Origin of the sequence: Stenotrophomonas sp. SKA14, assembly GCF_000158575.1 — a bacterium.
Lineage (GTDB): Bacteria > Pseudomonadota > Gammaproteobacteria > Xanthomonadales > Xanthomonadaceae > Stenotrophomonas > Stenotrophomonas forensis.
Window position 1 is genome coordinate 1010598 of sequence record NZ_DS999412.1, and the last position, 24312, is coordinate 1034909.

Consider the following 24312-nt stretch of genomic DNA (forward strand, 5'->3'; position numbering starts at 1 on the left):
CCATCATGGCCGAAGATTACAGCTACCTGGGCAGCGGCATCGTTCTGATCCGCGAGTGGAACACCACTGACCCATTCCTCGAGGTCGGCAACGTTTCTGCCTACACCCTGGCACCGCAGACGAACACCATCGAACTGGCGGACTACCAGAACCCGGGCGGCGGCACTGCAAACCGCGTCGACCGGGTGACCGGCTACAACCTCAATTACACCTTCCACGACTTCAACCCCGAGAACTTCGCCCGGGCGACGCGCGGCAAGGCCAGCAGCATCGCTGCGGGAACGGTGGCCGATGAACTGGTGGTGGCGACGAAGGGCAGCTATACGCCCCTGGTCCGGCTGGCCAGTGAAATCACCTCGGTCAAGCCCGCAACTGGTACGGCCACCTACGAGGCGGGTAAGGACTACCGTCTGGAACGCGGCATGTTGTTCGTCCCGGCGGACTCTGCCATCACCCCGTCCACCCAGGCAGGCACTCCCAACATCAAGGTCACCTACAAGAACTCCGACCTCGGCCACGTTGAAGCGGCTGTTACCTCGCAGAAGTTCTACGAGATGCAGTTCTACGGCGCCAACGAGGCGCGCGGCGGCAAGTTGGTTCGCTTGGTGGCACATAAGGTGACCGGCGGCGTCATTGAGAGCATGGGCCTGATCGGCAACGAGTTCGGCGCCGGCAGTGTGCCGGGCGCATTGCTGAAGGACACGTCCAAGGCGACTGGGGCTGACAAATCGGCCTACTTCCACATTGAGCAGGAGCAGTGACGGTGCAGGACTTGGACGCCATCACTCCACCCACTCGCTCGGTTGCCTTCCGCGGGGAAGTCCTGGCCGTGCGGCCGCTGCGCCTCGAGCAGCTGGGACCGTTCATCACCGCCAGCCGCTCCACGATCGGGCGTATCGCGATGATTGCCGGCTTGCCCGATGGTTCGTCGGCCGTCGACGTAGGTGCGCTGGTGTTGGACCTGCTCGAACAGGACAGCACCGAAATCGCAACTGCCCTGGCAGTGGCTGTTGACCGTGAGCCGCAGTGGATTGCGGCGGGCTCGCTGGAGGAAGTGGCTCAGCTGCTCGAGGCGGTGGCGGGCCTCAATCGCGATTTTTTTGCCCTACGACTGAGGCGAATGGTGGGGGCGATCCGGGAGGCGGTCAGCCCTTCGGCGCCGCCGACCTCGCCCAGTTCCTGATCGCGCGCGGCCACCAGCGACGGGAAGTGATCGGCTACACGTTGGCGCAGCTGCGGGCCTTCACCGCAGCTGCGGCCAAGGACGATCGGCAGCGGCTGGCCGAGCTCGCATTGGCTGTTCGTGTGGCATTCGGAGCCGATGCCGCTGGTTGGCAGCAGTTCCAGAGCCTGATGACCGGCACTGCTCCGGCTCAACCGCAGAAGGAGTTACCCACCAATGGCTGAGCCATCCGCAAACCTGCGCGTCCGTATCAGTGCGGACCTGGCCGACATTCGTCAGGGCCTGGGTGTGCTGACCAGGCAGCTGCGCGAAGTGCGCAGCGAGGCCGCCCGGCCGCTACCGGCAAAGAATCCCATCTCCGATCTGGGCATCTCTGCAGGGCAGACGGCGCAGGCGATGCGTCAGCTGCCGGCGCAGTTCACCGACATCTTCACCAGCCTGCAGGGTGGCATGCCCTTCTTCACCGTGCTGGTGCAGCAGGGTGGCCAGATCAAGGACAGCTTCGGCGGTGTCGAGCCGGCGCTGAAGGGCGTGTCGTCGGCGCTGCTGGGCATGGTGAATCCATACACCGTGGCTGCTGCTGCGGTTGGAGTGCTCGTCTACGCCTGGTACGACGCCCAGAAGCAGCAGGAGGCATACACCAAGGCGCTTGTCCTGTCTCGCAACGAGGCCGCCGCGTCGACACTGACCCTGGTGTCCCTGGCGCAACGGACGAGCGAAGCAATGCAGGTGAGCGCGGGCGCCGGTGAGGAGGTGGCGTTGGCTATCGGCGCGAACGGGCGGATTGCCGAGCGGAACATGCAGGCCGTGGCAAGCGCCGCCGTTGCGATGAAGGAAATCACTGGTCAGTCGATTGACGAGACAGTGTCGGCGTTCGCAAAGCTTGCCGAGGATCCGATTAAGAACGCGCAGAAGCTCAACGAGCAGGTCAACTTCATGACTGTTGACCTCTATGAGCATGTCAAGGCGCTGCAGGATCAGGGAAGAACGCAGGATGCTGTGACGGTGATAACTCGAGCTGCAGCAGATGAGACGGTGACGGCTCTTGCAAAAGTTCGCGCCAGCCAGAATCCGGTGATACGGGGATTCAAGGAGCTCTGGGCTGAGGCGACCAAGGCCTGGCAGGCGATGCAGCTGAGCGTCGGACTTGGCCCGGCCGCGGCACAGATGCAGCAGCTGCTTGCGGAGAACCAGCGCGAACTGACCAAGCTCAACGACCTCGCGTCAGGCACTCAGAGGGGCCTTCCGCTGGCGCGCAATCCGTTTGCTCTGGCTGCAATGGAGCAGTCGATCAAGGACCGGTCTGAGAAGATCAAAGCCCTTGCCGCCGATCTGATCAAAGAGCGCAAAGATGCGGAAGTGAAGGCCACCCAGAGCGCTTCGGTGGAGTTTCTGGCCGCGGCCGATGCGATCGCCGATGCGCAGGCGAGTAAGCAACAGAAGAAGCGCGAGGAAATCGCCAGAATTAACGGTCAAGCCGAGACCGTGCGCCTGCGGGCCGAGGCTGCCGGGCTTACAGCCGAGGTCCAGAAGATCGAAGAGCGCCGTGCGGCGGCGGTTGCGGCGATCGAGAAAAAGTACAAAGAGAAGCCCAAGGCGAGCAGCGGGGCAACTGCACGTGGCGCTGGGCTTCAAGGGTATAAGGACGACCTGGTGCAGGAGCAGGCGTCCATTACTGCCAGTACCCAAACGCTGCGCGCCCAGTATGCCGCGCGACAGATAACCGCCGAGGCCTACTACAGCCGGATGCGGGAGCTGACGCAGGCTGGCACTGACGCCGATGCTCGCTCCTTGGAAGGGCAGATTTCGTTCCTCCAACGGCAGAGCGTTGCCGGCAAGGAGGGGATCACGGTCAAGCGCCAGCTGGGAGAGCTCGAGGCACGGTTGGCCAAGGTGCGGACTGAGGGAGCCGCAAAGCTGCAGGTGCTGGCGACAGAGGAAGAGCGGGCGACCAAGACCCGCAAGGCCGCGATCGATGCCTACACCGATGCACTCGAGGCCAGCAATGTGGCCCTCCGTCGCCACTTGGAGACACGCGTCGACCAGGTTGGAATGGGCGATCGGCAATATGAGATTCAGCAACGCATTAACGATGCGTACGACGACCAGGCCGAGAAACTGCGGCAGCTCACGCTGCAACGCAACGCCGACCAGATCGACGATTCGACCTTCGAAGAAGAGAAGGCAGTTCTCCTGGCCAAGACGCTGGACCGCGTGCAGGCCATCCGTGATGGTTACGATGAACTACAGGTCGCCGAGGGCAACTGGCTGCTTGGTGCTGCTGCAGCGTGGGAGAACTACCGGCAGCAGGCCAGCAACGCCGCGCAGCAAATGGGCGGTGTTGTGGGATCCGTGTTCAGCGGCCTCGAAGACGTGTGGGTCAAATTCACGCAGAACGGCAAGGTCAGCTTCTCGGAGATGACGCGCTCGATTCTGGCCGACCTCGCACGCATCCAGATCCGCCAGGCCATGGCAGGCATTGGCGGATCCTGGGTCACGGGTGCGCTTGGCGCCCTGACTGGCGGCATCAACGCTGCGGGCAATGCAGCAGTCACCAGTGGCACCAGCGCGATCAACAACGACCTGCTCCAGAAGTTGCTGCGCGGGGGCAAGTCCGAAGGCGGCTATACCGGCCCGGGCGGCAAGTATGAGCCGAGGGGGATCGTGCATGCCGGAGAGGTGGTTTGGTCCCAAGCAGACATTGCTCGTGCCGGCGGTGTCGACATCGTGGAAGGCATGCGGCGCGGGTTGCGCGGATACGCGCTGGGTGGAGCCGTCGCTGGCGGGACTGCCTTGGGTAAGAGTGGCTTTGGAGCAGTGAACATCGAAGTATCGAACGCACCTCAAGGCACGACGGCCAGCGCATCGCGGACCGCGAACGGCGGTCTCGAGATCGAGGTGATGCTTGGCCAGCTGGACCAGGCAATTGGCGGTCGTATCGCTGGCGGCACAGGTTCAACGTACTCGGCAATCAAGGACCGCTTCGGTTTGGGAGATGCGATCTGATGGAAACTCTGCCAGCTGTTGCCAGGATCACTTTCGACGGGCAGAAGCGTTCGTTCGATCCCTCGGTCGAAAGAACAGAGATGGAGCGGGGAGTTCCGCGGCAGCGGCTTCTGAACAGCCAGGTGCTCGTCAAGCAATCCATGAATTTCTACTTCGCGAACATTGACGACGCCATGACTTTCGAAGCGTGGTACTTCGACGCGATCAAGCGAATCGGGTGGTTTGAGATGGTGCATCCATATACAGGGAAGGTAATCAAGGTACGGTTCGAAAATGGCGCCATTGGCGATCTTGTGCCTGACGAAAAGCTCCCCGGTGACTTCAGGCTGGATGCGGTCGTGGAGTACCTTCGATGAGTACTTTCACCGAGCGCCGGCAGCGCACGACCGACACCGATAGCGCCTTGGCCCTGATCGAGATCAGCGCGCCGTCGTTCCCCGAGGTTCTGCGCATTGCCAACGATACGATCGATTGGACAAGCCGGGGGCTGGTATACGTGGGCTACCCCTTCGGCTTCAAGTTGCCGGAGGACGTGAGCGGCCAGGCTCCGCGGCTCCAGCTGGTGCTGGACAACGTCGGCCGAAACATCACGGAAGATCTGGAAGGCCTGTTGCCCGGCGAGATCGTGAACGCACGGCTGATCATCACCGATCGCGCAGACCCCAACGTCATTGAGGCGGAGTACGACCTTCCGATGGCACAGGTGTCGGTGAACAGCCAGACGGCGACAGGGCAATGCGGTGTCGACTACCTGACCCGGCAGCAGGCGGTGCTGCTGCGTGCCAACCCGTTCACCCTGCCGGGGATCTTCTGATGCGCCTGGCAGATGTGGAGAAGTTCGTGGGCGTCCCCTACGACGCCGATTGCTTCGACTGCGCCGACCTGGTGGTGCTGGTGCAGCTGCAACTGTTCGGACGACCGATCACGCTGCCTGGGCGCCGCCCCCGCGGTGCTCAAGGTGCGGCCGAGCTGGGAACCCTGTCGCGGCCATACGGGCATCGGCGAGACGGCCCCCCTGAAGACGGCGACCTTGTCCTGATGTTCGATCAGGGCCACCGAAACCCCGGCCATGCCGGGGTTTTCTTTTTCCTGGCCCATGAAGGCTGGGTACTCCACAGCAACGAGCGCAACGGCTGCAGCGTGCTGCACCGCGTGCGTGAACTGCCCGGCTTCGGGCTTCGAATCGAGGGCTTTTACTCATGGGTCTGATGGACGCCCCTGTCCCCGCCGGTCGCTTGATCGTCACTCCCCACCCGGTGCTGCTGGACGGGCAGCGCAGTGCGCCGGTGGACCTGCGTCCGGGCGAGTCTCTGTATGCGTTCCTGATGCGCCACGTAGAAGGGCTCGACGGGCAGGCGTGGCTGGTAACAATCGGCGGTCGTCCTGTCGATCGTCACCTCTGGAGCCACGTCTATCCGAAGCATGGACAGATCATTGAGGTCCGTGGGGCAGTGGGCAAGAGCGCAGTTCGCCTGGTCGCCATGGTCGCGCTGACCTACTTTGCGTTCCAGGCGCCGATGCTGGCGGGCTGGCTGGCCAAGGCGGGCTTGTCTGGTGCTGGTCTGGCGGCAGCACGTGCGGGCGTATATCTGGCCGGCAGTCTGCTGATCAACAAAGTGCTGCAGCCCAAGCAGCCCAGCGCCGCCGCGCCCGCCGAAAGCACCTTCGCTCTGTCCGCGCCCCGCAACCGCCCGCGGCCCTACGAGCCTCTGGGCCTGCTGTTCGGGTCGGTGCGCATCGCTCCGGACGTGGCGAGCCTGCCGTACACGAACTACGAAGGCGACCAGCAGTTTGTCTCGCTGCTGCTGACTCCCGGCATCAACGTTGCCAGAGTGGAAGAGCTCTACAACGGGGATGCGTTGCTCTCCAGCTTCGAAGGGGTGCAGGTCTGGTACAACGGCTTCTCTGGCATGCCCGACCAGGACATCCCGATCTACAGCAACGTGGCTGTGGTCGAGGGTGGCCGGCTGCTCGACACCAGTAGCGACCCCAAGAATCGGCCGGGGCAATGGGTGCAGCGTACCGGCAGTGAACGGACGATCCGCCTAGTGGTGGGCGTTGAGTTCCAGATCTGGGACGTGACGTCGAAGGGAAAGGAGAAGGACAACCGAGAGCAGCTTCAGGTTCAGTACCGGGCCGTCGGCACCGGCAACTGGCTGAACTTCGGCAACTACAGCGTCTCTGGCCGCACCCAGAAGACCCAGAAGCGCAGCTACACCTTGGATGTGCCCGACGGGCAGTACGACGTGCGCGTGCGAGTGGCTGGTCAGAACACCGATGGCAGCGGCGCCCAGGCCAACTTCACCTGGACCACGCTGACCAGCGTTCGACGCGAGCCGCCGGGATACCCGGGCATTTCGCGCATCGGTATCCGTATGCGAGCCTCGGGCCAGCTCAACGGTGCGCCTGATGAGATCCGCTGTGTGGCGCACTCGTCACCCATCCCGGTGTGGAAGGGCGATGCCATCGGCTGGGTGACCGAGTCCAGCAACAATCCAGGTGCGCAGATCCTTGCCTATGCCCGAGGCTTCACTGATCCCACCGGCAAGCGCATTGCCGGGATGGGGTTGCCCGACCGTCAGATCGATGTCGAAGCGCTGAAGGCCTTCACACTGCACTGCGCTGCGAACGACCTGACATACGACCATTGGTTGACTGAAGTGCGCAGCCATCAGGGCGTGCTCGACGCGATCGCACTGGCCGGTTTCGGCCAGATCGCTTGGCCCCGCGGCCGGCTGGCTGTGGTGTGGGCAGCTGACGAACAGCCGTTGTCGGGCGTGGTCAATATGGCCACCATCAAGAAGGGGCAATTCCAGGTCGACTACACCCTGGCCAGCGCCGCCGATGGCATCGAGTACAGCTATCTCGACCGCACCACGTGGGAGGCCAAGACGCTGCGCGTGCCGGCACCGGGCATAACGACCATGCTCAACCCGGCACAGGTATCCGGCGAGGGCGTCACCAGTGAGGCACACGCGGCACTGCTGGCGCGCTGGCACCTGGCGCAGAGCCTGTATCAGTACAAGGCGATCACCTACAGCACTGATATCGAACACATGTCCTACGGCCGCATGTCGGTGCTTGCGCTGCAGCACGACCTGACGCAATGGGGCTTCGGCGGCCAGGTGCTGTCCGCATCGATGGGGCCGGGGCGAGCCGTGACACTGCAGCTCGACGTGCCGGTGCCTGCGCCCGCGCAGGGCAGCGCCTACATCGGCCTGCGCATCCCTGGCGAGCGGGTGTACCGCGTGCTGCGGGTCGTGCCCTTCACCGGCGATAGCGACCAGCTGAAGCTGGCCGACCCGTGGCCGACCGATGCCGAGCTGCCGGGCAACGGCAGTGCCAATCCGGCCTGGGACACTATCTGGATCTACGACTTCAAGCAGACCCCGGGCTACCGCGTGCGCGTGGTAGGCGTACGTCCGGAAAGCGATCTGAAGGGCGCCGCTGTGGATGTGGTACCCGAGAGTCAGGAGTTCTGGCACTACGTCAAAACCGGTGAGTACATTCCCCCCGGCAATGGCTCGCAGCTGCAGACGCGGCCAGTCGCCAGCAACCTGAAGATGACCGAACGACAGGTGGTGCAGGGCGATACGGTCTACACCGAGCTTCAGGCCTCGTTCGACATCTCTGGTCCGGTCGGAGACATCGTGGTGCTGAGCGACCTCGACGGCAACGCCGCGTTGGAGGAAGTCGCGCGCACCGTCACCCGTTCGGCCAGCTGGCGCATCCCTGCAGCAGGCACCTATCCAGTTACCGTGCGGCCGTACAGCCCCGACGGACTGGCGGGTGTTGCGGTCAGCCTGATCTACAACACCATCGGCGCAGACGTACCGCCGGTGCTGGTTGACCTGTTCGACGTGGAGGAGCTGAGCGGCGGCGTGCGCCGTTACACGTGGGGATTCCTCAGTGACACCATTCAGTCGGCAGACTTCGCCGGCGTAGAGATCCGCTACATGCCAGGCCTGATCGCTTCGCCGGCCTGGGACCAGATGACGCCTCTGGGCGATACCGGCTATCACGCTGCTGCCTTTGAGGCAGTGCTGCCAAGCTCGGGCGAATGGACGTTCGCTTGCCGATCGCGCAACACCAGCGGCGCGCTGTCCACGGGAATGCGGGTGCTGTCCCGGACGCTGGGGAACAACCTCGGCGAGCAGATGCAGGAGACCTGGGAAGAGGCGGAGCGGGCCAATCAGCGGGTGGGGCAGGAGATCATCGATCGACTGGCCGGCGATGTGGCCGCGGTAAACGAAGCCGTGGGTAAGGCGCGGCAGTACACCGACGAGCAGGTGGCCGCGCTCAACGGCATCCTGGAGGACATTGTCGGCGCCGACGAATGGGCGGCTGGCACGACCTATCCGGTCGGCGACTTCGTGCGCCACGATGGGACTCTGTATCGGGCGCTGGCCGAGAACGTCGATGTGGAGCCGGGCACTGATCCGGCGGTGTGGGAGGCCATCGGCGACTACACCTCGGTGGGCGATGCGCTGGCGGCGGCCATCAGTATGTCCACGAAAAACGCCAGTGACATTGAGGCTGAGGCCAGCCGCGTGGATGCGGTGGTTGCGCGGATGCCGGCGGGTGCTGGCACGCTCGCCACTTTCGCACAGGTGGCCAGCGAGCAGCAGGCACGCGCCGATGCTGACTCGGCCTTGGGCCAGCGTCTCGAAAGCACCAGCGCAGCGCTGGACGGAAAGGCGAGCACGGCGAGCGTGAATGCAGTCGAGCAGGCCAGTGTCAGTCGCGACAGTGCATTGGGCGAGCGGATCAATACGACCAATGCGGCATTGGAAGGAAAGGCGTCCACAGGCTCCGTTCAGCTGTTGAGCAGCGAGCTTGGCGTCCAGAAGGGGCGCATTGACGCGCAATCGCAAGCGCTGACACAGGTGAATGCGAAGCTCTCTGGTTCTCCCCTGGAAATTATTCGCACGGGACGTTTCACGGCGAGCACCGGCGTTGGAGCGTGGCAAACAGGCCTCGTCCAGTCTGATCCGGGACATTCGTCTGGGTATGTGCTGCGCGTTGCTACAAACAACGGCTATGAAGGTGGCATTGCGGATGCCGTCCCGTGCTCGCCGGGCGAGATCATCGACTTGCGCGCAGATTGCTACGGCGGCTATATGCCTGCTGGGACAGGCAGCTACTTCGCATTGCACTTCATAGACGCAGTTGGCGGGACCGTCAGCCATGTCTATCCCATCTACTGTCCCGGTGGCTCGGGGTGGCGCTACGGGGTCGCCGCTTCAGTGCCGGTGCCGACGGGCGCCTGCTATGTGCGCGGTGTGCTCTTCAGCGGATCTAGTGGCTATGCGTTCTGGCAGGACTTGAGTGCGAAGCGGAGGACGGTGTCCGAGGCGGCTAGTGCAAGCGCAACCCAGGCGCTGTCGGTGCGTGCCACGCAGCTGGAGAATGGGCAGAGCCAGCTGCAGGCGTCCTACACCTGGGCACTGGACGTCAACGGCCGAGCCATCGGCATGACGTCTGTCAACAACGGCACCATCGGTCGGATCGACTTCGTTGCCGATCGATTCGGCATCGTTGATCCAAACAACACCGGTAGCACGACGTTCGAAGGCGGCCGCTGGGTCACCCGATCTGGGGCCTACATGATGGTGCACGGCAAGCCGTTCGGCGTGTCCAACGACCTGATGATGTGGTTCGGTATTGGTTCCAACCCGGCCAATGCCAGCAAGGCGAATGCCCTGTTCTGGATCGACAACCAGGGCAGTGGCTACTTCGGCGGCAGCCTGTCGGCCGGCGTGCTCAAGAACGCGGTGCAGACCACCTCGACCAACGGCAACGCCGAGATCGTCAACGGGCCTTTCTCGACCCTGGGGCGCGCCAAGAACGTCGTGGTCAGCTACGACATGACCAAGACCGACACGGCGCACACGGGCCGGTGGACCGGGGTTTCCGGGCCGGTGAACGCAACCATCGCGATCTACCGCAAGGTCGGAAACGGCGGCGAGCAGTTCATCACCAACTTCAACGTCACGGGCAACTACGAGGTGCTGAACGAGCAGGGTGGCCCATCGCAGCTGATCTCGCGCATGGGGGGCTCGCACACCTTCACCGACAACACCCCGGGCACCGAGCAGTTCACCTACCGCGCCATCATCGTCACCCGCAACGTGGCCACCGGCACGGCGAGCGGCGGTACGGTCGGCGTGGTGATCAATCAGACGCTGGGCATCATTTCCGTGGAGCAATGAGATGTCACCGATTCTTTCCGAGAGCAACAACAACCGGGTCGAGATGTTGGCGACCCGGATTGAGGTTCAGTGGGATTTCCGAAACAACGATGGCCAGGTGCTGTTCAACTTTGACCGGGTCGACTGGGACCCGGTCGCGAACCACGTGAACAGCCGGGAGTACGACCGAACCATCCCGGCACGGATCCAGACCTTGATCGATCGCGAGTACACCATCATCCACCCGGTGACTGGCGAACAGGAAGTGGTGCCTGGCTGGAAGCTCATGGCGCTGATCAAGGCCGCGACGGACCGGGTCTGGGAGGCGGCGACCTCGCCCGCACCGGTGGTTGCAGCGCCGCTGGGGGATGGTGGGGCCACGTAGCAGTAGGCGGGCGGTGGACGGGGCACCGTGCCGCTGGGGCGCAGGCCAGAAGGCTATCGACCGCGAGGGGATAGCAGGCGCTCGAAGGCCCGGTGCTGACTTTGCGCCTGCAGAATCCTCACCATCACCGCCACGTAGGCGGCGCCGTCGATCATGGCGATGCCTTTCAGCTGCTCGGGGACATAGAGCATGGCGCCGGCGGCCATCACCAGAGAGAGCGCTACGAGTGCTTGATAGAGGATCGGCTGGCCGGTGCCTGGCAGCTTGGACCATGCCCGATGGGGACTGGTCGATTGGGGCGCTGTCCGCATTGGATTCTGTCTCCTGTCGATGCGAGTTCAGAGTCACGGCGGCTTTGGAGTTTGACAAGAGCGATTGACGACACTGTGCGGGGGATGCCCTCACATCGCCGCAACGGCCGCTGCTGCCAGATTGCGCCATGTGCTATTCCGCCCAGATCACCGCCGCCTACCAGAAGCTGATCCGGATGACCGGCGCCACGCTGTCGCTGCAGGAGTTCGCAGCGCTGTACGCCCACGACCCCGGGAAGAAGCGGCCGAAGACCCCGAAGGCGATGGATGACGCCTTCCGCACCGGTGCGAGCCCGGCCGAGCTGGCGGTGTGGGCGGAGGTCGAGCAGTGGAACCGGGCCGAGGCCGCGGTTGTGGAGCAGGAGCTGTTCGCCAACCGCAGACGCCTGGCCGACGCCGAGCGGGCACTGCAGGTGAAGGAGACAAAGAAGGCCCGGGAGGACGTGCGGATCGCCGGCAACAAGATCGATCGCGCCCTGGCGAAGCTGGCCGACCTGAAACGCACGGAACCCAAAGACCGCGACAGCCGAATCTTCCCCGGCGTCTACGCCCCGGTGATCGTGTCCGACGGCGCCAGGCTGATCATCAAGCCCATGCGCTACCAGTGCCGCTTGGACGGGAAGCCGGCCAGCTACGATCGGCGCTACCCGGGCACCTACAACGCCCGCCGCGACAGCCTGGAGAAGTTCTGGGCGCCGGCCTTCGGCCACACCCATGGCCTGCTGGTGGTCGACACCTTCTACGAGAACGTGGAGGGGCCAGACGGGAAGAACCAGGTGGTACAGTTCACGCCGCGCACGGGTGAGCCGATGCTGGTGGCCTGCCTGTGGTCACATTGGACGGACCCCGCTGGCAAGGAGCCGGATCTGCTTTCCTTCGCCGCGATCACCGATGACCCGGAGCCAGAGGTGGCCGCGGCTGGTCACGACCGGACCATCATCAACATCAAGCCCGAGCACGTTGACGCCTGGCTAAACCCGGATTCCTCCGACCTGGCCGCGCTCTACCGGATCTTTGACGACAAGCGGCACCCGTTCTACCAGCATCGGATTGCCGCATAAACAGCTTTTCCACTGTTCTTCCACTGCTTATCCACAGGCTTGTCCATGGCCGCCAGATCGCCGGTCATGGGAAGCTGTCATCGTTCCGTTTGTGCAGGGCGTTGTACCGCTCCTGCTACCCGTTCCGTGCTTGACTGCGCAGACGGTTCAAGCAGGCCAGAAGCCTTTAATTGCAAGGGCCATGGCACGATCCTTGCGGCGCAAGGGATTGCCAAATTTCACTACATTTAGCGTTGACGGACCTTAATACCCCCACTATCTTGAGCCCGTCGGTCGGAAGTGCTGAGTTCCCCCAAACTTCCACCCGGCAAAAACGCAAAACCCCGAGGCCTTCTACAAGGTCAGCCTCAGGGTCGCGCAAAACTCAACTGGTTGTACCGATGGCATAGCCACCAAGCGGAGCAAATGATCGACTGCAATCGATCGAAGCTCCCGTCCTGCAGTCTGGCGAGTAATCGCCAGACGGTTAGAACAAAGTTGATCTTATCGGATTTACGTAAAGCGTCAACTTCTCGGTGGTTCATGCCATCCCTTAACGGATGGATGAAAATGCTTAAAAATCATGGCTTTGAGGTCAAGCTGGGCGTTTCGCACTTTGCTAAATTGGAACAGGTTTCACTGTCCCATTTAAGTGAAAGCACCCAGGTCCCGGCGGAGGCACTCCTGTCCCCGGCCAATCAGGCGCTGTCCTCGATTCCGGCAGGCGTGCTGTCGCCTGGCCCGGTCGCTGTGCACGTCGATGGTATCCGCAGCTTCACGCCAACCGACTTGGGTCGGCGGAAGGGGCTGACGCCACAGAAATTCAACCGTCTCTTGGTTGAACATGGGTTGCAGGAAAAGCGCGATGGGCAGTGGTGCCCCACTGAGGCTGGAAAGGCCTTCGCGGTTCTGCTTCAGGTCCACAAGAAGCAGCAGGCTGGCACCGACGTGCTGCAGCTGAAGTGGAAGGAAAACGTTCTGGTCCTGCTGGACGGTCAGGGCTGATTTGCACGCCTGCGGCGGCCATCTGGCGGTCGCAGGCTACTCGCCGAGACGCGGCTCAAACTCTCATCAGCATCCGGCGGGCGGGATCTCGTGAACTGATGTCGTGTAGTTCGGTGACAGCATGTGCTGCCGCATGCCCCATGCCGGCCGTGCCTGCCAACCTGATGCGCCAAGGCCGGCCGTGCCGCGCCCGAACTTCTGGTTAATTCGATCCATAGCGGCCATCAGCTTTTCATCGCCGACCACTGTCGGCCCAAACAGATCTGCCTGCAGCTCATTCGGCCGGGCTAGGTCGAGCAGTGCCACACCAGCTTTCTTGTATCCGATTCCGTCGCGGAGTAGGCCGCGCAGAAGCTTGCGCACGACGCCCAGCACCACCGTGGTATCCGAAGTCGACGCCGGCAGGCCCACCGTCCTGCTAGCGTTATGCTGCCGAAGCTCTGGCCGGAACACGTCGGATTGAGCAAACACCCAGACGCCGGCGGTGACGAGGCCCCGAGCACGTAGCTTCTCGCATGCGCGCACGGCGAAGGTCGCCAGTGCATGGGCAACTGCTTCGTGGTCCTCCACTCGGTCTGCGAACGATCGGCTGACCATGATCTGTTGGCGATCCGGCTCCACTTCCTCCAGCTCCAGACAGGGATGTCCCTGCAGCTCGCGCTGGGTGCGTGCTAACGTGACCCCGAAGGTGGCTAGGATGTCGTCCGCCGGCGCGTCGCGTAGTGCTGCTGCGGTGCTGATGCCCATGGATTCCAACCGCGGTGCCAGCCGGCGGCCGACACCCCATAGATCCGCAACGGAGAATGTCCGCAGCACGGTGTCCCGGTATGCTGCATTGCCGAGGTCGATCACACCGTCGGCGCCCTTGGCCACTTTGTTGGCCAACTTGGCTAGGGTCTTCGTAGGGCCAATGCCGATGCAATTCGGTATGCCGGTCCAGCGGTGCACACGTTGGCGCAGATCCCGGGCGAACCGCTCGCGATCCCGGATTCCATCCAGGTCGATGAAGCTCTCATCGATGCTGTAGACCTCCACCCGCGGCGCGGCCTCCCGTAGAACGCTCACGACCCGGGCGCTCATGTCTCCATAGAGCCCGAAGTTGGCCGAGCGCATCTGCAGGCCATGTTGGCGCACAAGGTGCTTCAGTTCGTGAGCAGGCTGGCCCATCTTGATGCCCAGCGCTTTGGCCTCGGCCGAGCGCGCGATGGCGCAGCCGTCGTTGTTGCTTAGCACCACCAGCGGAACGCCGCGAAGGCCCGGCTGAAACACCCGCTCGCAGCTGGCGTAGAAGTTGTTGCCGTCAACGAGCCCGAACACGGCCGCTCCGGCGTTTGATCTGGCGGACGACTCCCACGACGGCGAACACTTCCACCTCGGTGGATTGTTCCAGCACGATGGGTGGGAAGTCCGGATTGGCCGAGTGCAGCTCCATGTGGCTTTCAAACAGCTGCAGCACCTTGCAGGTGGGCTGGTTCCCGTCCCAGATGGCAATGACCAGGTCCCCCCCCTGAGGCGTTACCGACCGGTCCACCACTAGGATGTCCCCGTCGCTGACGCCGGCACCGCTCATGGACCAGCCATCGGCGCGGTACAAGAACGTGGCGGCGGGGTTGCGCACCAGCAGGCGATGCAGGTCGATCGCATCGTCCATGAAGTCGTCGGCCGGAGAAGGGAAGCCAAGCCGCGCGCGCGCTGCGGCAAGGGGTACGAACTGCGCCGGGCCATCGATCAGGGCCGGGCCAATGGGGCGGGCCAGCGTGTGGAAGTAGGGGAGGGACTGCATGGGCGTACTCTGGGAGCGGCATGTCTCACGGGTCGAGACGGGGCGCATGTTAGTACAATTACTAACTCCTGACGCTGGTCGCCGCCCTCGAATTGCTGAACGTGTTCCAGATGGAGGCCCAGGCGCCGCTCCAGTCGCGACCTGCGCGACGCCCAGCGGACATTCTGCAGCAATGGCGAATTGGCAAATGGATCGGGCCTCACTGGAGGCCAAGGCTGCGGCCAAGCTGCAGCAGGCGTCAGACCTCGAACGAGATTCTTCTGGAAGTTGGCGTTGCCGCGCGCGCCGCCGGCAGAGCGCGCAACGTCTGCGCGCTACGGCTAGCAGTCATCAACGCGCCGCAGGCCGCCTGGTAGGCCTGGATCTGCCCGAGGACCTGCCGTTCTAGCGGCTCAGGCCCTTGCGCATCGGCACCACCGTCGCACCGGTGCCAGTAAGTAGTTCGTACAGGGCCTCCACCGCAGCGCGCTTCTCCGCGTCGTACTCGAAGAAGTTGTAATGCCGCTTCTGGACGCCACTCAGGCCGTGGGATTGTAGGTGGCCACGGACTTCTTCCGACAGGCCCAGCGCAGCGAGCCGGGTCTCCACCGTGCGTCGTAGGTCGCCTGGCGTGAATGGCGACGTCAGCTCGCCGGCGGCCACCATGTTGGCCACCACCGGATCCATGATTCCCCGGAACTCGTCATAGGTGGCCGGCGCCTTTCCGGCGGTGAGCGAGAACAGGTGCGGCCTGGCGCCGCCGCCGCCGCCGTCACTGTCATCATCGCCGCGCATGACGGCGAGATCCGCAGCCATCAGCGGGAGCAGTGGCACCAGGTGCACACGGGGCACGCGGCGACGCCCCTTGATGTCGAGCAAGCGGACGGATCCGGTGCCGCTGTCCGTGTCGTGATCGTGATCCGACCACTTCAGCCGCATCAACTGCGCAATGCGCTGCCCGCCGGTCAGCAGATGGAAGCGCAGGAGAGCGCCCTGCCGCCCGGGCAGCGCCTCAATCCGGCGCCAGTAAGCACGAAGCTCGGCCACCGAGAGAACCCGATCGCGGGGCTGCCCGCTGTCTAGCGTGGCGAGGTCGCGCGCAGGGTTCCTGGATACGTTGAGCACGCGCAGTGCGTCCGGGGCGGACGCGTCCTGCTTCGCCGCGATCGCCGCCGCATACGCCGCACGCAAGTACGACCGGATCTTGCCGCCCTCGCGCAGCTTCTTGGCGCGCACCAGGCGCGACAGGATCGGGAGCAGGTCATCCAGCTCGAGTTCTGATGCCGGGCGCGCCCAGAGGGATGGCCACGGATCTTCGATGTGGCGTTTGATGGAAGCGCGCGTTGCGGCGGCAGATACCTTGCCGGCATCTTCCAGGCTCTGGACATAGGCCATCATCAGAGCGCCCAGCGTTGCACCTGATCGGCGCGTCGATTCGGCCAGAGCGTCGGCCTTCGCGCGTTCCGCTGCAGCAGCCTCGGTCTCCATCGCCTCGCGCAGATCCCGGTCGCCGGACTGGTACCGGCGGGACAACGCCGCCGCTGCCTCGCGTGCCGCGGTCAGGGCTAGGCCCGTGCCGAGCAGTAGGCGGTCGCGCTGCCCGTTGGCCTTCGTGTACCGGTAGTAGAACCGCAGCTGGCCGCCAGCGAGCTTGCGCACGTCCAGGCAGCCTGTGCCGCGCGGAGCAGGATCAGAGGCCCATTCGCCGACCGGCAAAGCGGCCAGTCCCTTCGCTGTAAGCATTCCCTTCATTGCGCCCATTGGTGACCGCTCGGTGACCGCTTGTCCGTGGAAAGAGGTGGACGATGATGGGCGCAGGTGGTCGCACAACCTGAGAAAATCAACCACTTAGCTTAAAGTCGGAACGCCTGTGGAAGCGCGTGGAAGCCCCATAGAGGCCTCATAATCCCTTGGTTCCAGGTTCGAATCCTGGTGGGCCCACCACAAGAATGGCACTTGGGTTCCGCCCAAGTGCCTTTTTTGTGCCGCGGGCAGAATTCACGTTGGGCAGGGGCGCGGGGTTGCCAGCGGTGCAGGTAAGCCTGATCGTCAGTGTCACGGGTGTCCATGGTCATACCCACAGCTCCGTTATCCCCCCGAAACAGCGATTGGTCTCCGATGGCCGATCTGTCTCTGAATGCCATGAAGGATGGCTCAACCACGATGGCAACGATTCACCTGGTCGAAGGACCCGTAGGTGCGGGTAAATCCACGTTTGTTGCCGAGCTGCGACGTCTGCATACGGCCGCAGGATTCATCCTGGACGCGTGGTTCGTCCGGCTGTACAGCCCGGACCGTCCCGCCGCCAACCTGATGGAATGGTATGCGGCAAGGAAGTCGCGCTGCCTGGATCAGCTATGGGTCACAGCCAGCGAAGTGCTCGATGCGGGGTGCGACGTTGTGCTTGAGCTGGGTCTGGTGGAGAGAGCCAGCCGCGAGAATTTCTACGCGAAGGTCAGGGAGGCAGGCTACGATCTGGCCGTGTATCTGCTGGATGCGCCACGTGAGGTTCGTCGCGATCGCGTCCGCCAGCGCAATCGGGAGAAGGGCGCAACGTTTTCCATGGACGTGCCGGATGCCTTCTTTGAGTTGGCGAGCGACCATTGGGAGCCGATGGACCAAACCGAATGTGAGCTCTACGACGTTCAGGTAATCAGCTGGAATCCCGGCTCTGCTTCTGGCTGACAAGGGTGATCAAGGCTGCTGGACACATGAGGTAGCGCGTCATCCGCTTCGCAGCGCTGATTCTGGTTCAAGGGAAGCGACAGCGGCAGCCGCTGTGCGACTGCCGCGCTTATGCTCGAGCCGCCGGTCGTCGTTACTTCGGCATCAACACGGTGTCGATCACGTGGATCACGCCATTGGACTGGCCGACATCGGCAATGCTGATTCCCGCCTTGCCACCCTTGGCATCAATGACCCACAGCTTTCCGTCATGCAACGCGATGGTGAGGGATTCACCTTCAACGGTCTTCAGCATGGCCTTGCCGCCGTGCTTTCTGGCATCGGCCATCAGCTGCGCGGAACTGTAATTGCCCGGCACCACGTGGTAGGTCAGGATCCTGGTCAACTGCGCCTTGTTTTCAGGCTTTACCAGCGTATCGACCGTGCCTGCGGGCAACTTGTCGAAGGCTGCATTGGTGGGTGCGAAAACGGTGAAGGGGCCAGCACCATTGAGCGTATCGACCAGCCCGGCTGCCTTGACCGCGGCGACCAGGGTGGTGTGGTCCTTGGAGTTGATGGCGTTCTGGACAATGGTCTTGCTGGGATACATCTCCGCTCCGCCCACCATCACGGTGTTGGCGGCGAAGCTCAAGGAAGTGGCTGAAACGAGTACGGCGAAGCTGACGGTGGCGGTTATCCGCTGAAGAGCTTTCACGGCGCGTTCCTCTATGGGAGGCCCGCAAGGCGCGGGCATCCTACATACGCGGGGGCGCAGTGCTTGGATGCAGGCAGATGCATCCGGGTGCTTCTTCGCCGGAGGTGGCGACGCGTTGTAAAAGGCGAGTGAACGCCTGCGTCTGCTGGCGCGCTATGCGATACCAACCGCGTGCCACTCAGCGGCGCGGATGACGGATGTCGGATGGGCTGCTTGAAAGACGCGCGTTGCTGATGGCCTGGCGGACGCCACAGTTGCGGCAGGCCAGCACGGTTCCCCCGGCGACATGTTCCATCTCATGCTCGCCCCACACGCTCGTAGCGCCGCACGCAGTGCACGTCGCTACGATCTGCAGTGCCCGCGCCAGAGTGCCATGCTCTCCGGCTTTGTACGTCAGGTCGGTGATCTGAAACAGTCCGGTATGACTCATGGGAAGGCCGGCAAGTATCGGTTGACTGAAGGCTAGTGCCGAACAGGTATCGGCAGTGTCGGTGCGATGTTGAGGGAAGGTCCAGGCGCTGGCTATTCGCCGTTGCGTCGATTGAGCTCTTCGAGCCGTGCCCGGCTGACGGACTGGTGATTGCCACAGGTTGGGCAACTGAGGGCCGCTGCCCCATCAAGATCGACCAGCCCATGATTGGGAATCGCCCTGAACTGCCATGAGCACTTGATGCAGGCGCAATCGATTCGAGTGACCTGCAGGAGTGTGCCGTCCGCGCGCGTCACTCCCTCGACGCTGGTTACGTAGAACTGTCCGATGTCACGCATGAAGATGAACGGAAACCCTGACTTGGAGGGCGCTCATCATGCTGCTTTGCCGGACGCATGGCACGAAGGGCGCTTGATCGAATTCTGAAGAGTTAAGAATGCGCGTCTCGACCTGGACCTGGTGTGTGTGACAGCGGCTGTCGCCGTCCATGGCCGGGAAGTGCCTGAAGCACTTCCCGGTTCCTTCATGCTCAGCTTTCCAAAAACGCCAGCAGGTCGGCGTTGATCCGGTCCGCGTGCGTGGTCGGAATGCCGTGCGGTGCACCTTCGTAGGTGATCAGCTTGCCGTTCTTCACCAGCTTCGCGGAGAGAACGCCGGAATCCGCATACGGAACCACCTGGTCATCGTCGCCATGGATCACCAGCACCGGAATGGAAATGCCCTTCAGGTCATCGGTGAAATCGGTCTGCGAGAAGGCAACGATGCCATCGTAGTGCGCCTTCGCCGAGCCCTGCATGCCCTGTCGCCACCAGTTCCAGATTACTGCGTCGGAGGGCTTCGCACCGGGGCGGTTGTAGCCATAGAAGGGACCTGACGGCACGTCGTGGTAGAACTGCGCACGGTTGGCCGCCAGCTGCGCCTGGAAGTCGTCGAAGACTTCCTTGGGCGTGCCCTGTGGGTTTGCGGCGGTCTTGACCATCAGCGGCGGCACCGAGCTGATCAGCACCGCTTTGGATACATTCTTCTCGCCGTGGCGGGCGATGTAGCGAACCACCTGGCCACCACCGGTGGAATGGCCGACGTGCATCGCACCCTGGGTGCCCAGCTTCTCGACCACCGCGGCAACATCGTCCGCGTAATGATCCATGTCGTGGCCATCCCACACCTGGCTGGACCGTCCATGCCCGCGGCGGTCGTGCGCGACCACGCGGTAGCCCTTGTTGACGAAGAACAGCATCTGCGCGTCCCAGTCGTCGGAGGTGAGCGGCCAGCCATGATGGAAATGAATGACCTTGGCGTCACGCGGACCCCAATCCTTGTAGAAGATTTCGACGCCATCTTTCGTGGTAACCGTAGCCATTTCAGGGTTCCTCGCTGTTGTGAGTCGGGGGGCGTCCTGCATGCCGGCGACCTTGTATCGGCGCAGGAGGAAGGACGCTGTCAGTGCGGGTTGCGGAGTGGCCTCAGGCGCGCATTTCCCTCTATCCTGAGGCGGCCATCACTCCGTCCGAATCCATTCTAGGTAGCGCTGCATCAATTGAAATTGGCGGAGGTGACATTCATGGGTATCGAAACTGACAAGCGGATTGAAATCGCTCTGCTGATCTATCCAGATTGCCAGATGGCGGCGATCCATGGCCTGACCGATCTGTTCCGGATCGCGAATGAATGGGCCACGTATCCGCACGAAGATGACCGGCAGTGTTTCATCCGGGTGACACACTGGCAGTTGAACCCGGCATCGGGGCGCATGGAATGCTGCTGGGACAGTGATCCCGGCGATGTGAATGCTCCCGCATTCGTGATCTCACCCCCCAGCGTTGCGATGCCCGGACGGATGTCCGCGATGCCACGCCAGGCACAGTGGCTCAAGGAGCTCCATTCACTTGGCGCGATCATGTGTTCGGTCTGCGCAGGCGCCTTCGTGCTCGCGCAGACCGGCCTGCTTGCGCGACGCCGGGTCACCACGCATTGGGCATTCGCGGAGTTGCTTGCCAGCACGTACTCCGACGTGCAGGTGACGACCGAGAACGTTGTCATCGATGACGGTGACGTCATTACGTCCGGCGCGATCCTTGCCTGGAATGATCTCGGTCTGTTGATCGTCGATCGCACGATGGGCTCCAGTGTGATGCTGGCAACGGCGCGCTTCATGCTCAGCGATGGGATCCGGCAGGACCCGCGGCCACTGCAGGGATTCCTGCCAAGGTTCGATCATGATGATGCCGCGGTGCTGGCCGTCCAGCGCTTCATCCTTTCGCAGCCGGGTCAGCGCCACACCGTGATCGCCTTGGCCGAGCGTGCGCATCTCACCGAAAGAACCTTCATCCGCCGCTTCCAGAAGGCCACCGGATTCAATCCGGCCGACTATATCCGCCAGGTCAGGATGGCCAAGGCGAGGGACGCGCTACAGCTCGGGGACCTTCCCGTTGCCCGGATAGCCGCGTCACTGGGATACGACGATGCGGGATCCTTCCGCAAGGCGTTCCAGGGCATCGTTGGCATGTCCCCTTCAGCGTATCGGGATCACTTCCGGACCCGGCGGCGGGGCTGAGCTCATCTGCGCTGAGGTGTGCGCGTCGCCCTGCGCGCGAAGACGGCACCGGGCAATGCCTGGCATTGCGTCTCCGTTACCGCTGCGCGCGCCGCCCGCGCCCATCAATGCTGTAACGCCCGGCCCCGGTGCAGGCCAGCAGCAGGAATCCACCGGCCAGCCCCAGGTTCTTCAGGAACATGATCTGCTGGGTCGGGTCGGCGACGTTGTGATGGAAGATGAAAGCGGTCACCAGGCTGAAGCCCGCCAGCACCCCCGACACCAGGCGGGTCTGGAAGCCGAGCAGGATGCAGAGCCCGCTGCCGATCTCAAAGGCGATGGTCGGCCACAGCAGGATGCCCGGCACGCCCATCGCTTCCATGTAGCCCTGGGTGGCACCGGGGTCGCCGAGCTTGCCGATGCCGGAGACCAGGAACAGCGCCATCAGCAGGAGCCGTGCAAGCAGGTAGGCGAGCGAATGCGATGAGGTGCTCACGTCGATGTCCTCGGGGATGGCGTGCGAAGGCGATCGGAGCCCAGCGGCGGTGAAGCCTGTGTGTATGCCCGGCCATCAGGATGCCTTGACAGCCGCCACGGCGCGGTAGACCTTTCTCGCATGACGATTGATATTGAATCGCTCAGCCTTCGCGAGCTGGGCGCCCTGGTGGTTGCCGCTGAACAGCGGAAACAGCTGATTTCCAACCGCCGCCCGGCCAGTGCGGTACGCCGCCTGCTGAAGGCCGCAGCGGCCGAAGCGGGCTACACCCTCGAGGAGCTGTTCGGCGGAGAGGCCATCGAAGAGGCCGCCCCGCGCCGGAAGCCGGCACGGCGCAGGACCGGCAAAGTGGCGGCCAAGTACCGCGACCCGGAGTACAAGCGGCTCACCTGGTCCGGCCGTGGGCGCATGCCGCGCTGGCTGGCCGCCAAGGTCCAGAAGGGCCACAAGGTGACCGACTTCCTCATTCCGGGCCTCGCCAAGCCGACGGCGCGCAAGAGCAGCCCGATCGGCAAGCGCACGGTCTTCAAGAAGGATTGACCCTGTGGCGCTGTTACCCTGCCCAGGTCTTTGAACGAAGGAGCAGGCGATGGCATACAGCGGCAGCATGACGATTCCGCCGAAGTGGCTGTACCTTGCCGCAGGCCTGTCGGTGCTGGTCAGCCTGCTGGCCTGGTCGGTGGAATGGAGCGGGCTGGCCTATGTCTGCCCCTACTGCCGCGTGCAGCGCACGGTGATCGGCGTGTTGGGGCTGTTGATGCTGTTCGCGCGGCCGGGTGGCCTCATCGTGCCCTGGCTTGCGTACACGTCAGGCGGCTTCGCGTTCGTGGTGGCCGCCATGCAGCACTTCAACGGCTGGAAGCGCATCTCCGCCGGAGAGTTCAGCTTCAACGCGCAGTGGTACATCGATCCGTGGCTGTTGTCCGGGTGCGCGATGCTGATCCTGGTGGCACAGCTGATGCTGGTACAGGCCGCCTGCCGGCCCAGGCCGCGCTGAGTGCTTCCACGCCGGGCGCGGAACTACCTGTTCTGGAACACCGCCCGCTGCGCGGCGAACGCGCGCTGGTAGGCGGGGCGTTGCGTTGCCCGGTCCACGTAGCCGCTCACCCGCGGGAATTCATCGAGCAGGCCGCTGCTCTTCAGCCGCAACAGCACCGCAGCCATCATCAGGTCGCCCGCGCCGAATCCGCCGTCCAGCCAGGCGGAATCACCCAGCGCTGCGGACAACTGCGCCAGCCGCGTCCGCACGCGCTCATCGAGCATCGGTAGCCGCTGCGCATACCAGGGCTGCTCGCGCTCCAGTACCCAGGCCATCGAGCGCTCAACAACCGGCGGCTCCACCGTGTTCAGCGCGGCGAACATCCACATGATCGCGCGCATGCGCGCATCCGGATCGCGCGGCAACAGGCCCGGGTGCTGTTCGGCCAGGTGCAGGACGATGGCGCCGGATTCGAACAGGACCTGGCCGCCGTCCTGCCAGGTGGGAATCTGCCCAAATGGATTCCTTGCGAGGTGGGCGGGCTGCTTCATCCCGGCAAAGGTCAGCAGCTGCACGTCGTAGGCCACGCCCAGTTCTTCCAGCGCCCAGCGCACGCGCATGTCGCGGGCCAGGCCCTGGCCGCGATCGGGTGAGGTGGCGAAGGCAGTGAGGATGGGACACATCGGGAGGCTCCTGCAGGCCGACGGGCCTGGCTTCCAGTGTTCCGACGAACGACAGCGCCTGGAATCGACATACGCTCCGGCGCGTGCACGTCGCATGCACGTGCCCTCTACGCGGGCACTGATTCAGATCCATCAGGCTGGCGGGGTCATCCGCAGAAACAGGTGTGCATCCATGAATACCCCAGGAAAACCGAAGCCCAGCTGGCGCCAGCGAAACGTGCTGATGGCAGCGCTCGCTGCGGTGCTGATCATCGTTCTGGTCATTCTCTTCATCCCCTGGTGAGGCACGCGCGGACAACTCTGCGTGAACGCAACACCACCGTGGCGTGAAGCGGTCAGTGCGGGTTGGGCGAGGTGATGCATGCATCAATCGATGCTCACCCACGAAGCACATGACCCTGTCCACAGTGGTCCCCGCAGGCAGCACTCAAGGCTGCCTCTCTCCCACGGAATCGACTACACAGGAGCAATGACATGAGCACCCAGTCCACCATCGAACATCGCCTCAACGACCTGATCGAGATCGCCCGTGATGGCAAGTCCTTCTATGAAGAGGCCGCGACCAAGGTGAAGGATGCCGAGCTGTCGGCACTGTTCACCCGCATTGCCGGCGTCAAGGGCCGCATCGTCGCCGCACTGAGCGGCTCGGTCGCTGCCAGCGGTGGCAAGCCGGCCGAGCACGGTACTGTCGTCGGCTCGATGCAGCAGTTCTACGGCAAGGTGCGTGCTGCCTTCGGTGATACCAACTACGGCTACGTGGCCGAGCTGGAAGAATCCGAAGATCGCCTGCTCGGCGCGTTCAAGGACGTGCTGAAGGAGAACGATCTGCCGCCGGCCGTGCGCCAGGAAGTGACCCAGCTGCTGCCGGACGTGCAGGAATGCCACAACGTCATGCGCGCGCGCAAGCACGCGATGAAGGCAGCCTGACG

At 63.6% G+C, this 24312-nt stretch carries 25 protein-coding genes; 16 read left to right on the plus strand and 9 right to left on the minus strand.

Annotated features, from left to right (window positions below):
- Nucleotides 1–5: 5 nt before the first annotated feature.
- The 9 genes from SSKA14_RS04715 to SSKA14_RS04755 all read left to right on the plus strand — a co-directional run bounded on the left by SSKA14_RS04715 (nt 6) and on the right by SSKA14_RS04755 (nt 10765).
- Nucleotides 6–761: a hypothetical protein gene (locus tag SSKA14_RS04715; RefSeq protein WP_008266196.1), complete on the plus strand. Its 756-nt coding sequence runs from the start codon at nt 6–8 to the stop codon at nt 759–761.
- Nucleotides 762–772: 11 nt separating this feature from the next.
- Entirely contained in the window at nt 773–1183 is a 411-nt protein-coding gene (locus SSKA14_RS04720) for a hypothetical protein (protein WP_157635913.1), read from the plus strand.
- A gap of 26 nt (nt 1184–1209) precedes the next feature.
- Nucleotides 1210–1407, plus strand: a complete 198-nt coding sequence (locus tag SSKA14_RS04725; protein WP_008268133.1) for a hypothetical protein — start codon at nt 1210–1212, stop codon at nt 1405–1407.
- Nucleotides 1400–4189, plus strand: a complete 2790-nt coding sequence (locus SSKA14_RS04730; RefSeq protein ID WP_008264613.1) for a phage tail tape measure protein — start codon at nt 1400–1402, stop codon at nt 4187–4189. The genes SSKA14_RS04725 and SSKA14_RS04730 overlap by 8 nt, the downstream gene beginning before the upstream one ends.
- Nucleotides 4189–4545, plus strand: coding sequence for a hypothetical protein (locus tag SSKA14_RS04735; RefSeq protein WP_040007035.1), 357 nt, complete (start codon nt 4189–4191; stop codon nt 4543–4545). The genes SSKA14_RS04730 and SSKA14_RS04735 overlap by 1 nt, the downstream gene beginning before the upstream one ends.
- Entirely contained in the window at nt 4542–5003 is a 462-nt protein-coding gene (locus SSKA14_RS04740; RefSeq protein WP_008265867.1) for a DUF1833 family protein, read from the plus strand. The genes SSKA14_RS04735 and SSKA14_RS04740 overlap by 4 nt, the downstream gene beginning before the upstream one ends.
- Nucleotides 5003–5398 carry a hypothetical protein gene (locus tag SSKA14_RS04745; RefSeq protein WP_008267071.1) on the plus strand — a complete coding sequence of 132 codons (396 nt, stop codon included), beginning with the start codon at nt 5003–5005 and terminating at the stop codon, nt 5396–5398. The genes SSKA14_RS04740 and SSKA14_RS04745 overlap by 1 nt, the downstream gene beginning before the upstream one ends.
- A gap of 77 nt (nt 5399–5475) precedes the next feature.
- A complete protein-coding gene (locus SSKA14_RS04750; RefSeq protein ID WP_232281366.1) occupies nt 5476–10401 on the plus strand; it encodes a host specificity factor TipJ family phage tail protein in 4926 nt (1641 codons plus the stop codon).
- A 1-nt stretch (nt 10402) separates the two neighbouring features.
- Complete coding sequence (locus SSKA14_RS04755) at nt 10403–10765, plus strand: hypothetical protein (RefSeq protein ID WP_008268132.1); 363 nt, start codon at nt 10403–10405, stop codon at nt 10763–10765.
- Nucleotides 10766–10818: 53 nt separating this feature from the next.
- Here SSKA14_RS04755 and SSKA14_RS04760 read toward each other — a convergent pair whose 3' ends face one another.
- Complete coding sequence (locus SSKA14_RS04760) at nt 10819–11076, minus strand: hypothetical protein (protein WP_040007038.1); 258 nt, start codon at nt 11074–11076, stop codon at nt 10819–10821.
- Nucleotides 11077–11204: 128 nt separating this feature from the next.
- Between SSKA14_RS04760 and SSKA14_RS04765 the strand changes: the two genes are divergently transcribed.
- The gene (locus SSKA14_RS04765) at nt 11205–12137 is read left to right on the plus strand and encodes an SOS response-associated peptidase family protein (RefSeq protein ID WP_008267816.1); all 933 of its coding nucleotides are present in this window, start codon (nt 11205–11207) and stop codon (nt 12135–12137) included.
- Nucleotides 12138–12680: 543 nt separating this feature from the next.
- Nucleotides 12681–13121 carry a hypothetical protein gene (locus SSKA14_RS04770; protein WP_157635914.1) on the plus strand — a complete coding sequence of 147 codons (441 nt, stop codon included), beginning with the start codon at nt 12681–12683 and terminating at the stop codon, nt 13119–13121.
- Between the two features lie 66 nt (nt 13122–13187).
- On the opposite strand, the gene SSKA14_RS04775 is transcribed toward SSKA14_RS04770, so the two are convergent.
- The 3 genes from SSKA14_RS04775 to SSKA14_RS04785 all read right to left on the minus strand — a co-directional run bounded on the left by SSKA14_RS04775 (nt 13188) and on the right by SSKA14_RS04785 (nt 16635).
- Nucleotides 13188–14438, minus strand: a complete 1251-nt coding sequence (locus SSKA14_RS04775) for a Y-family DNA polymerase (protein WP_008265331.1) — start codon at nt 14436–14438, stop codon at nt 13188–13190.
- Nucleotides 14422–14904: a translesion error-prone DNA polymerase V autoproteolytic subunit gene (gene umuD / locus SSKA14_RS04780; protein ID WP_008264929.1), complete on the minus strand. Its 483-nt coding sequence runs from the start codon at nt 14902–14904 to the stop codon at nt 14422–14424. The genes SSKA14_RS04775 and umuD overlap by 17 nt, the downstream gene beginning before the upstream one ends.
- A 384-nt stretch (nt 14905–15288) precedes the next feature.
- Nucleotides 15289–16635, minus strand: coding sequence for an integrase (locus SSKA14_RS04785; protein WP_157635915.1), 1347 nt, complete (start codon nt 16633–16635; stop codon nt 15289–15291).
- Nucleotides 16636–17001: 366 nt separating this feature from the next.
- Between SSKA14_RS04785 and SSKA14_RS04790 the strand changes: the two genes are divergently transcribed.
- Nucleotides 17002–17568: an AAA family ATPase gene (locus SSKA14_RS04790; RefSeq protein WP_232281367.1), complete on the plus strand. Its 567-nt coding sequence runs from the start codon at nt 17002–17004 to the stop codon at nt 17566–17568.
- Nucleotides 17569–17701: 133 nt separating this feature from the next.
- Here SSKA14_RS04790 and SSKA14_RS04795 read toward each other — a convergent pair whose 3' ends face one another.
- From SSKA14_RS04795 to SSKA14_RS04800, 3 genes are all read right to left on the minus strand, one after another.
- On the minus strand, nt 17702–18262 hold the full coding sequence (locus SSKA14_RS04795) for a fasciclin domain-containing protein (protein WP_040007043.1): 561 nt from the start codon (nt 18260–18262) through the stop codon (nt 17702–17704).
- Nucleotides 18263–18440: 178 nt separating this feature from the next.
- Complete coding sequence (locus SSKA14_RS23270; RefSeq protein WP_083797305.1) at nt 18441–18692, minus strand: hypothetical protein; 252 nt, start codon at nt 18690–18692, stop codon at nt 18441–18443.
- A gap of 529 nt (nt 18693–19221) precedes the next feature.
- On the minus strand, nt 19222–20052 hold the full coding sequence (locus SSKA14_RS04800) for an alpha/beta hydrolase (protein ID WP_008267413.1): 831 nt from the start codon (nt 20050–20052) through the stop codon (nt 19222–19224).
- 201 nt (nt 20053–20253) lie between these two features.
- Between SSKA14_RS04800 and SSKA14_RS04805 the strand changes: the two genes are divergently transcribed.
- Nucleotides 20254–21246 carry a helix-turn-helix domain-containing protein gene (locus SSKA14_RS04805; RefSeq protein ID WP_008265174.1) on the plus strand — a complete coding sequence of 331 codons (993 nt, stop codon included), beginning with the start codon at nt 20254–20256 and terminating at the stop codon, nt 21244–21246.
- Nucleotides 21247–21322: 76 nt separating this feature from the next.
- Here the strand turns inward: SSKA14_RS04805 and SSKA14_RS04810 are convergent, their stop codons facing one another.
- Nucleotides 21323–21721 carry a DoxX family protein gene (locus tag SSKA14_RS04810; RefSeq protein ID WP_040007048.1) on the minus strand — a complete coding sequence of 133 codons (399 nt, stop codon included), beginning with the start codon at nt 21719–21721 and terminating at the stop codon, nt 21323–21325.
- Nucleotides 21722–21841: 120 nt separating this feature from the next.
- Here SSKA14_RS04810 and SSKA14_RS04815 point away from each other — a divergent pair, with 120 nt between their 5' ends.
- Both SSKA14_RS04815 and SSKA14_RS04820 read left to right on the plus strand, forming a co-directional pair.
- The gene (locus SSKA14_RS04815; protein ID WP_008264957.1) at nt 21842–22261 is read left to right on the plus strand and encodes an H-NS histone family protein; all 420 of its coding nucleotides are present in this window, start codon (nt 21842–21844) and stop codon (nt 22259–22261) included.
- A gap of 49 nt (nt 22262–22310) precedes the next feature.
- Nucleotides 22311–22718: a hypothetical protein gene (locus SSKA14_RS04820; protein ID WP_008267978.1), complete on the plus strand. Its 408-nt coding sequence runs from the start codon at nt 22311–22313 to the stop codon at nt 22716–22718.
- 23 nt (nt 22719–22741) lie between these two features.
- Here SSKA14_RS04820 and SSKA14_RS04825 read toward each other — a convergent pair whose 3' ends face one another.
- Nucleotides 22742–23383: a glutathione S-transferase family protein gene (locus SSKA14_RS04825; protein WP_008265466.1), complete on the minus strand. Its 642-nt coding sequence runs from the start codon at nt 23381–23383 to the stop codon at nt 22742–22744.
- A gap of 474 nt (nt 23384–23857) precedes the next feature.
- On the opposite strand from SSKA14_RS04825, the gene SSKA14_RS04830 reads away from it, so the two are divergent.
- The gene (locus tag SSKA14_RS04830) at nt 23858–24310 is read left to right on the plus strand and encodes a PA2169 family four-helix-bundle protein (protein WP_008267995.1); all 453 of its coding nucleotides are present in this window, start codon (nt 23858–23860) and stop codon (nt 24308–24310) included.
- Nucleotides 24311–24312: the final 2 nt, after the last annotated feature.

Coding starts and splice junctions, on each gene's coding strand:
- SSKA14_RS04715 (WP_008266196.1), top strand. CDS start 6: ATGGCCGAAGATTACAGCTACCTGGGCAGCGGCATCGTTCTGATCCGC.
- SSKA14_RS04730 (WP_008264613.1), top strand. CDS start 1,400: ATGGCTGAGCCATCCGCAAACCTGCGCGTCCGTATCAGTGCGGACCTG.
- SSKA14_RS04735 (WP_040007035.1), top strand. CDS start 4,189: ATGGAAACTCTGCCAGCTGTTGCCAGGATCACTTTCGACGGGCAGAAG.
- SSKA14_RS04740 (WP_008265867.1), top strand. CDS start 4,542: ATGAGTACTTTCACCGAGCGCCGGCAGCGCACGACCGACACCGATAGC.
- SSKA14_RS04745 (WP_008267071.1), top strand. CDS start 5,003: ATGCGCCTGGCAGATGTGGAGAAGTTCGTGGGCGTCCCCTACGACGCC.
- SSKA14_RS04755 (WP_008268132.1), top strand. CDS start 10,403: ATGTCACCGATTCTTTCCGAGAGCAACAACAACCGGGTCGAGATGTTG.
- SSKA14_RS04760 (WP_040007038.1), bottom strand. CDS start 11,076: ATGCGGACAGCGCCCCAATCGACCAGTCCCCATCGGGCATGGTCCAAG.
- SSKA14_RS04765 (WP_008267816.1), top strand. CDS start 11,205: ATGTGCTATTCCGCCCAGATCACCGCCGCCTACCAGAAGCTGATCCGG.
- SSKA14_RS04770 (WP_157635914.1), top strand. CDS start 12,681: ATGAAAATGCTTAAAAATCATGGCTTTGAGGTCAAGCTGGGCGTTTCG.
- umuD (WP_008264929.1), bottom strand. CDS start 14,904: ATGCAGTCCCTCCCCTACTTCCACACGCTGGCCCGCCCCATTGGCCCG.
- SSKA14_RS04785 (WP_157635915.1), bottom strand. CDS start 16,635: ATGAAGGGAATGCTTACAGCGAAGGGACTGGCCGCTTTGCCGGTCGGC.
- SSKA14_RS04790 (WP_232281367.1), top strand. CDS start 17,002: ATGGCCGATCTGTCTCTGAATGCCATGAAGGATGGCTCAACCACGATG.
- SSKA14_RS23270 (WP_083797305.1), bottom strand. CDS start 18,692: ATGAGTCATACCGGACTGTTTCAGATCACCGACCTGACGTACAAAGCC.
- SSKA14_RS04800 (WP_008267413.1), bottom strand. CDS start 20,052: ATGGCTACGGTTACCACGAAAGATGGCGTCGAAATCTTCTACAAGGAT.
- SSKA14_RS04805 (WP_008265174.1), top strand. CDS start 20,254: ATGGGTATCGAAACTGACAAGCGGATTGAAATCGCTCTGCTGATCTAT.
- SSKA14_RS04815 (WP_008264957.1), top strand. CDS start 21,842: ATGACGATTGATATTGAATCGCTCAGCCTTCGCGAGCTGGGCGCCCTG.
- SSKA14_RS04820 (WP_008267978.1), top strand. CDS start 22,311: ATGGCATACAGCGGCAGCATGACGATTCCGCCGAAGTGGCTGTACCTT.
- SSKA14_RS04825 (WP_008265466.1), bottom strand. CDS start 23,383: ATGTGTCCCATCCTCACTGCCTTCGCCACCTCACCCGATCGCGGCCAG.
- SSKA14_RS04830 (WP_008267995.1), top strand. CDS start 23,858: ATGAGCACCCAGTCCACCATCGAACATCGCCTCAACGACCTGATCGAG.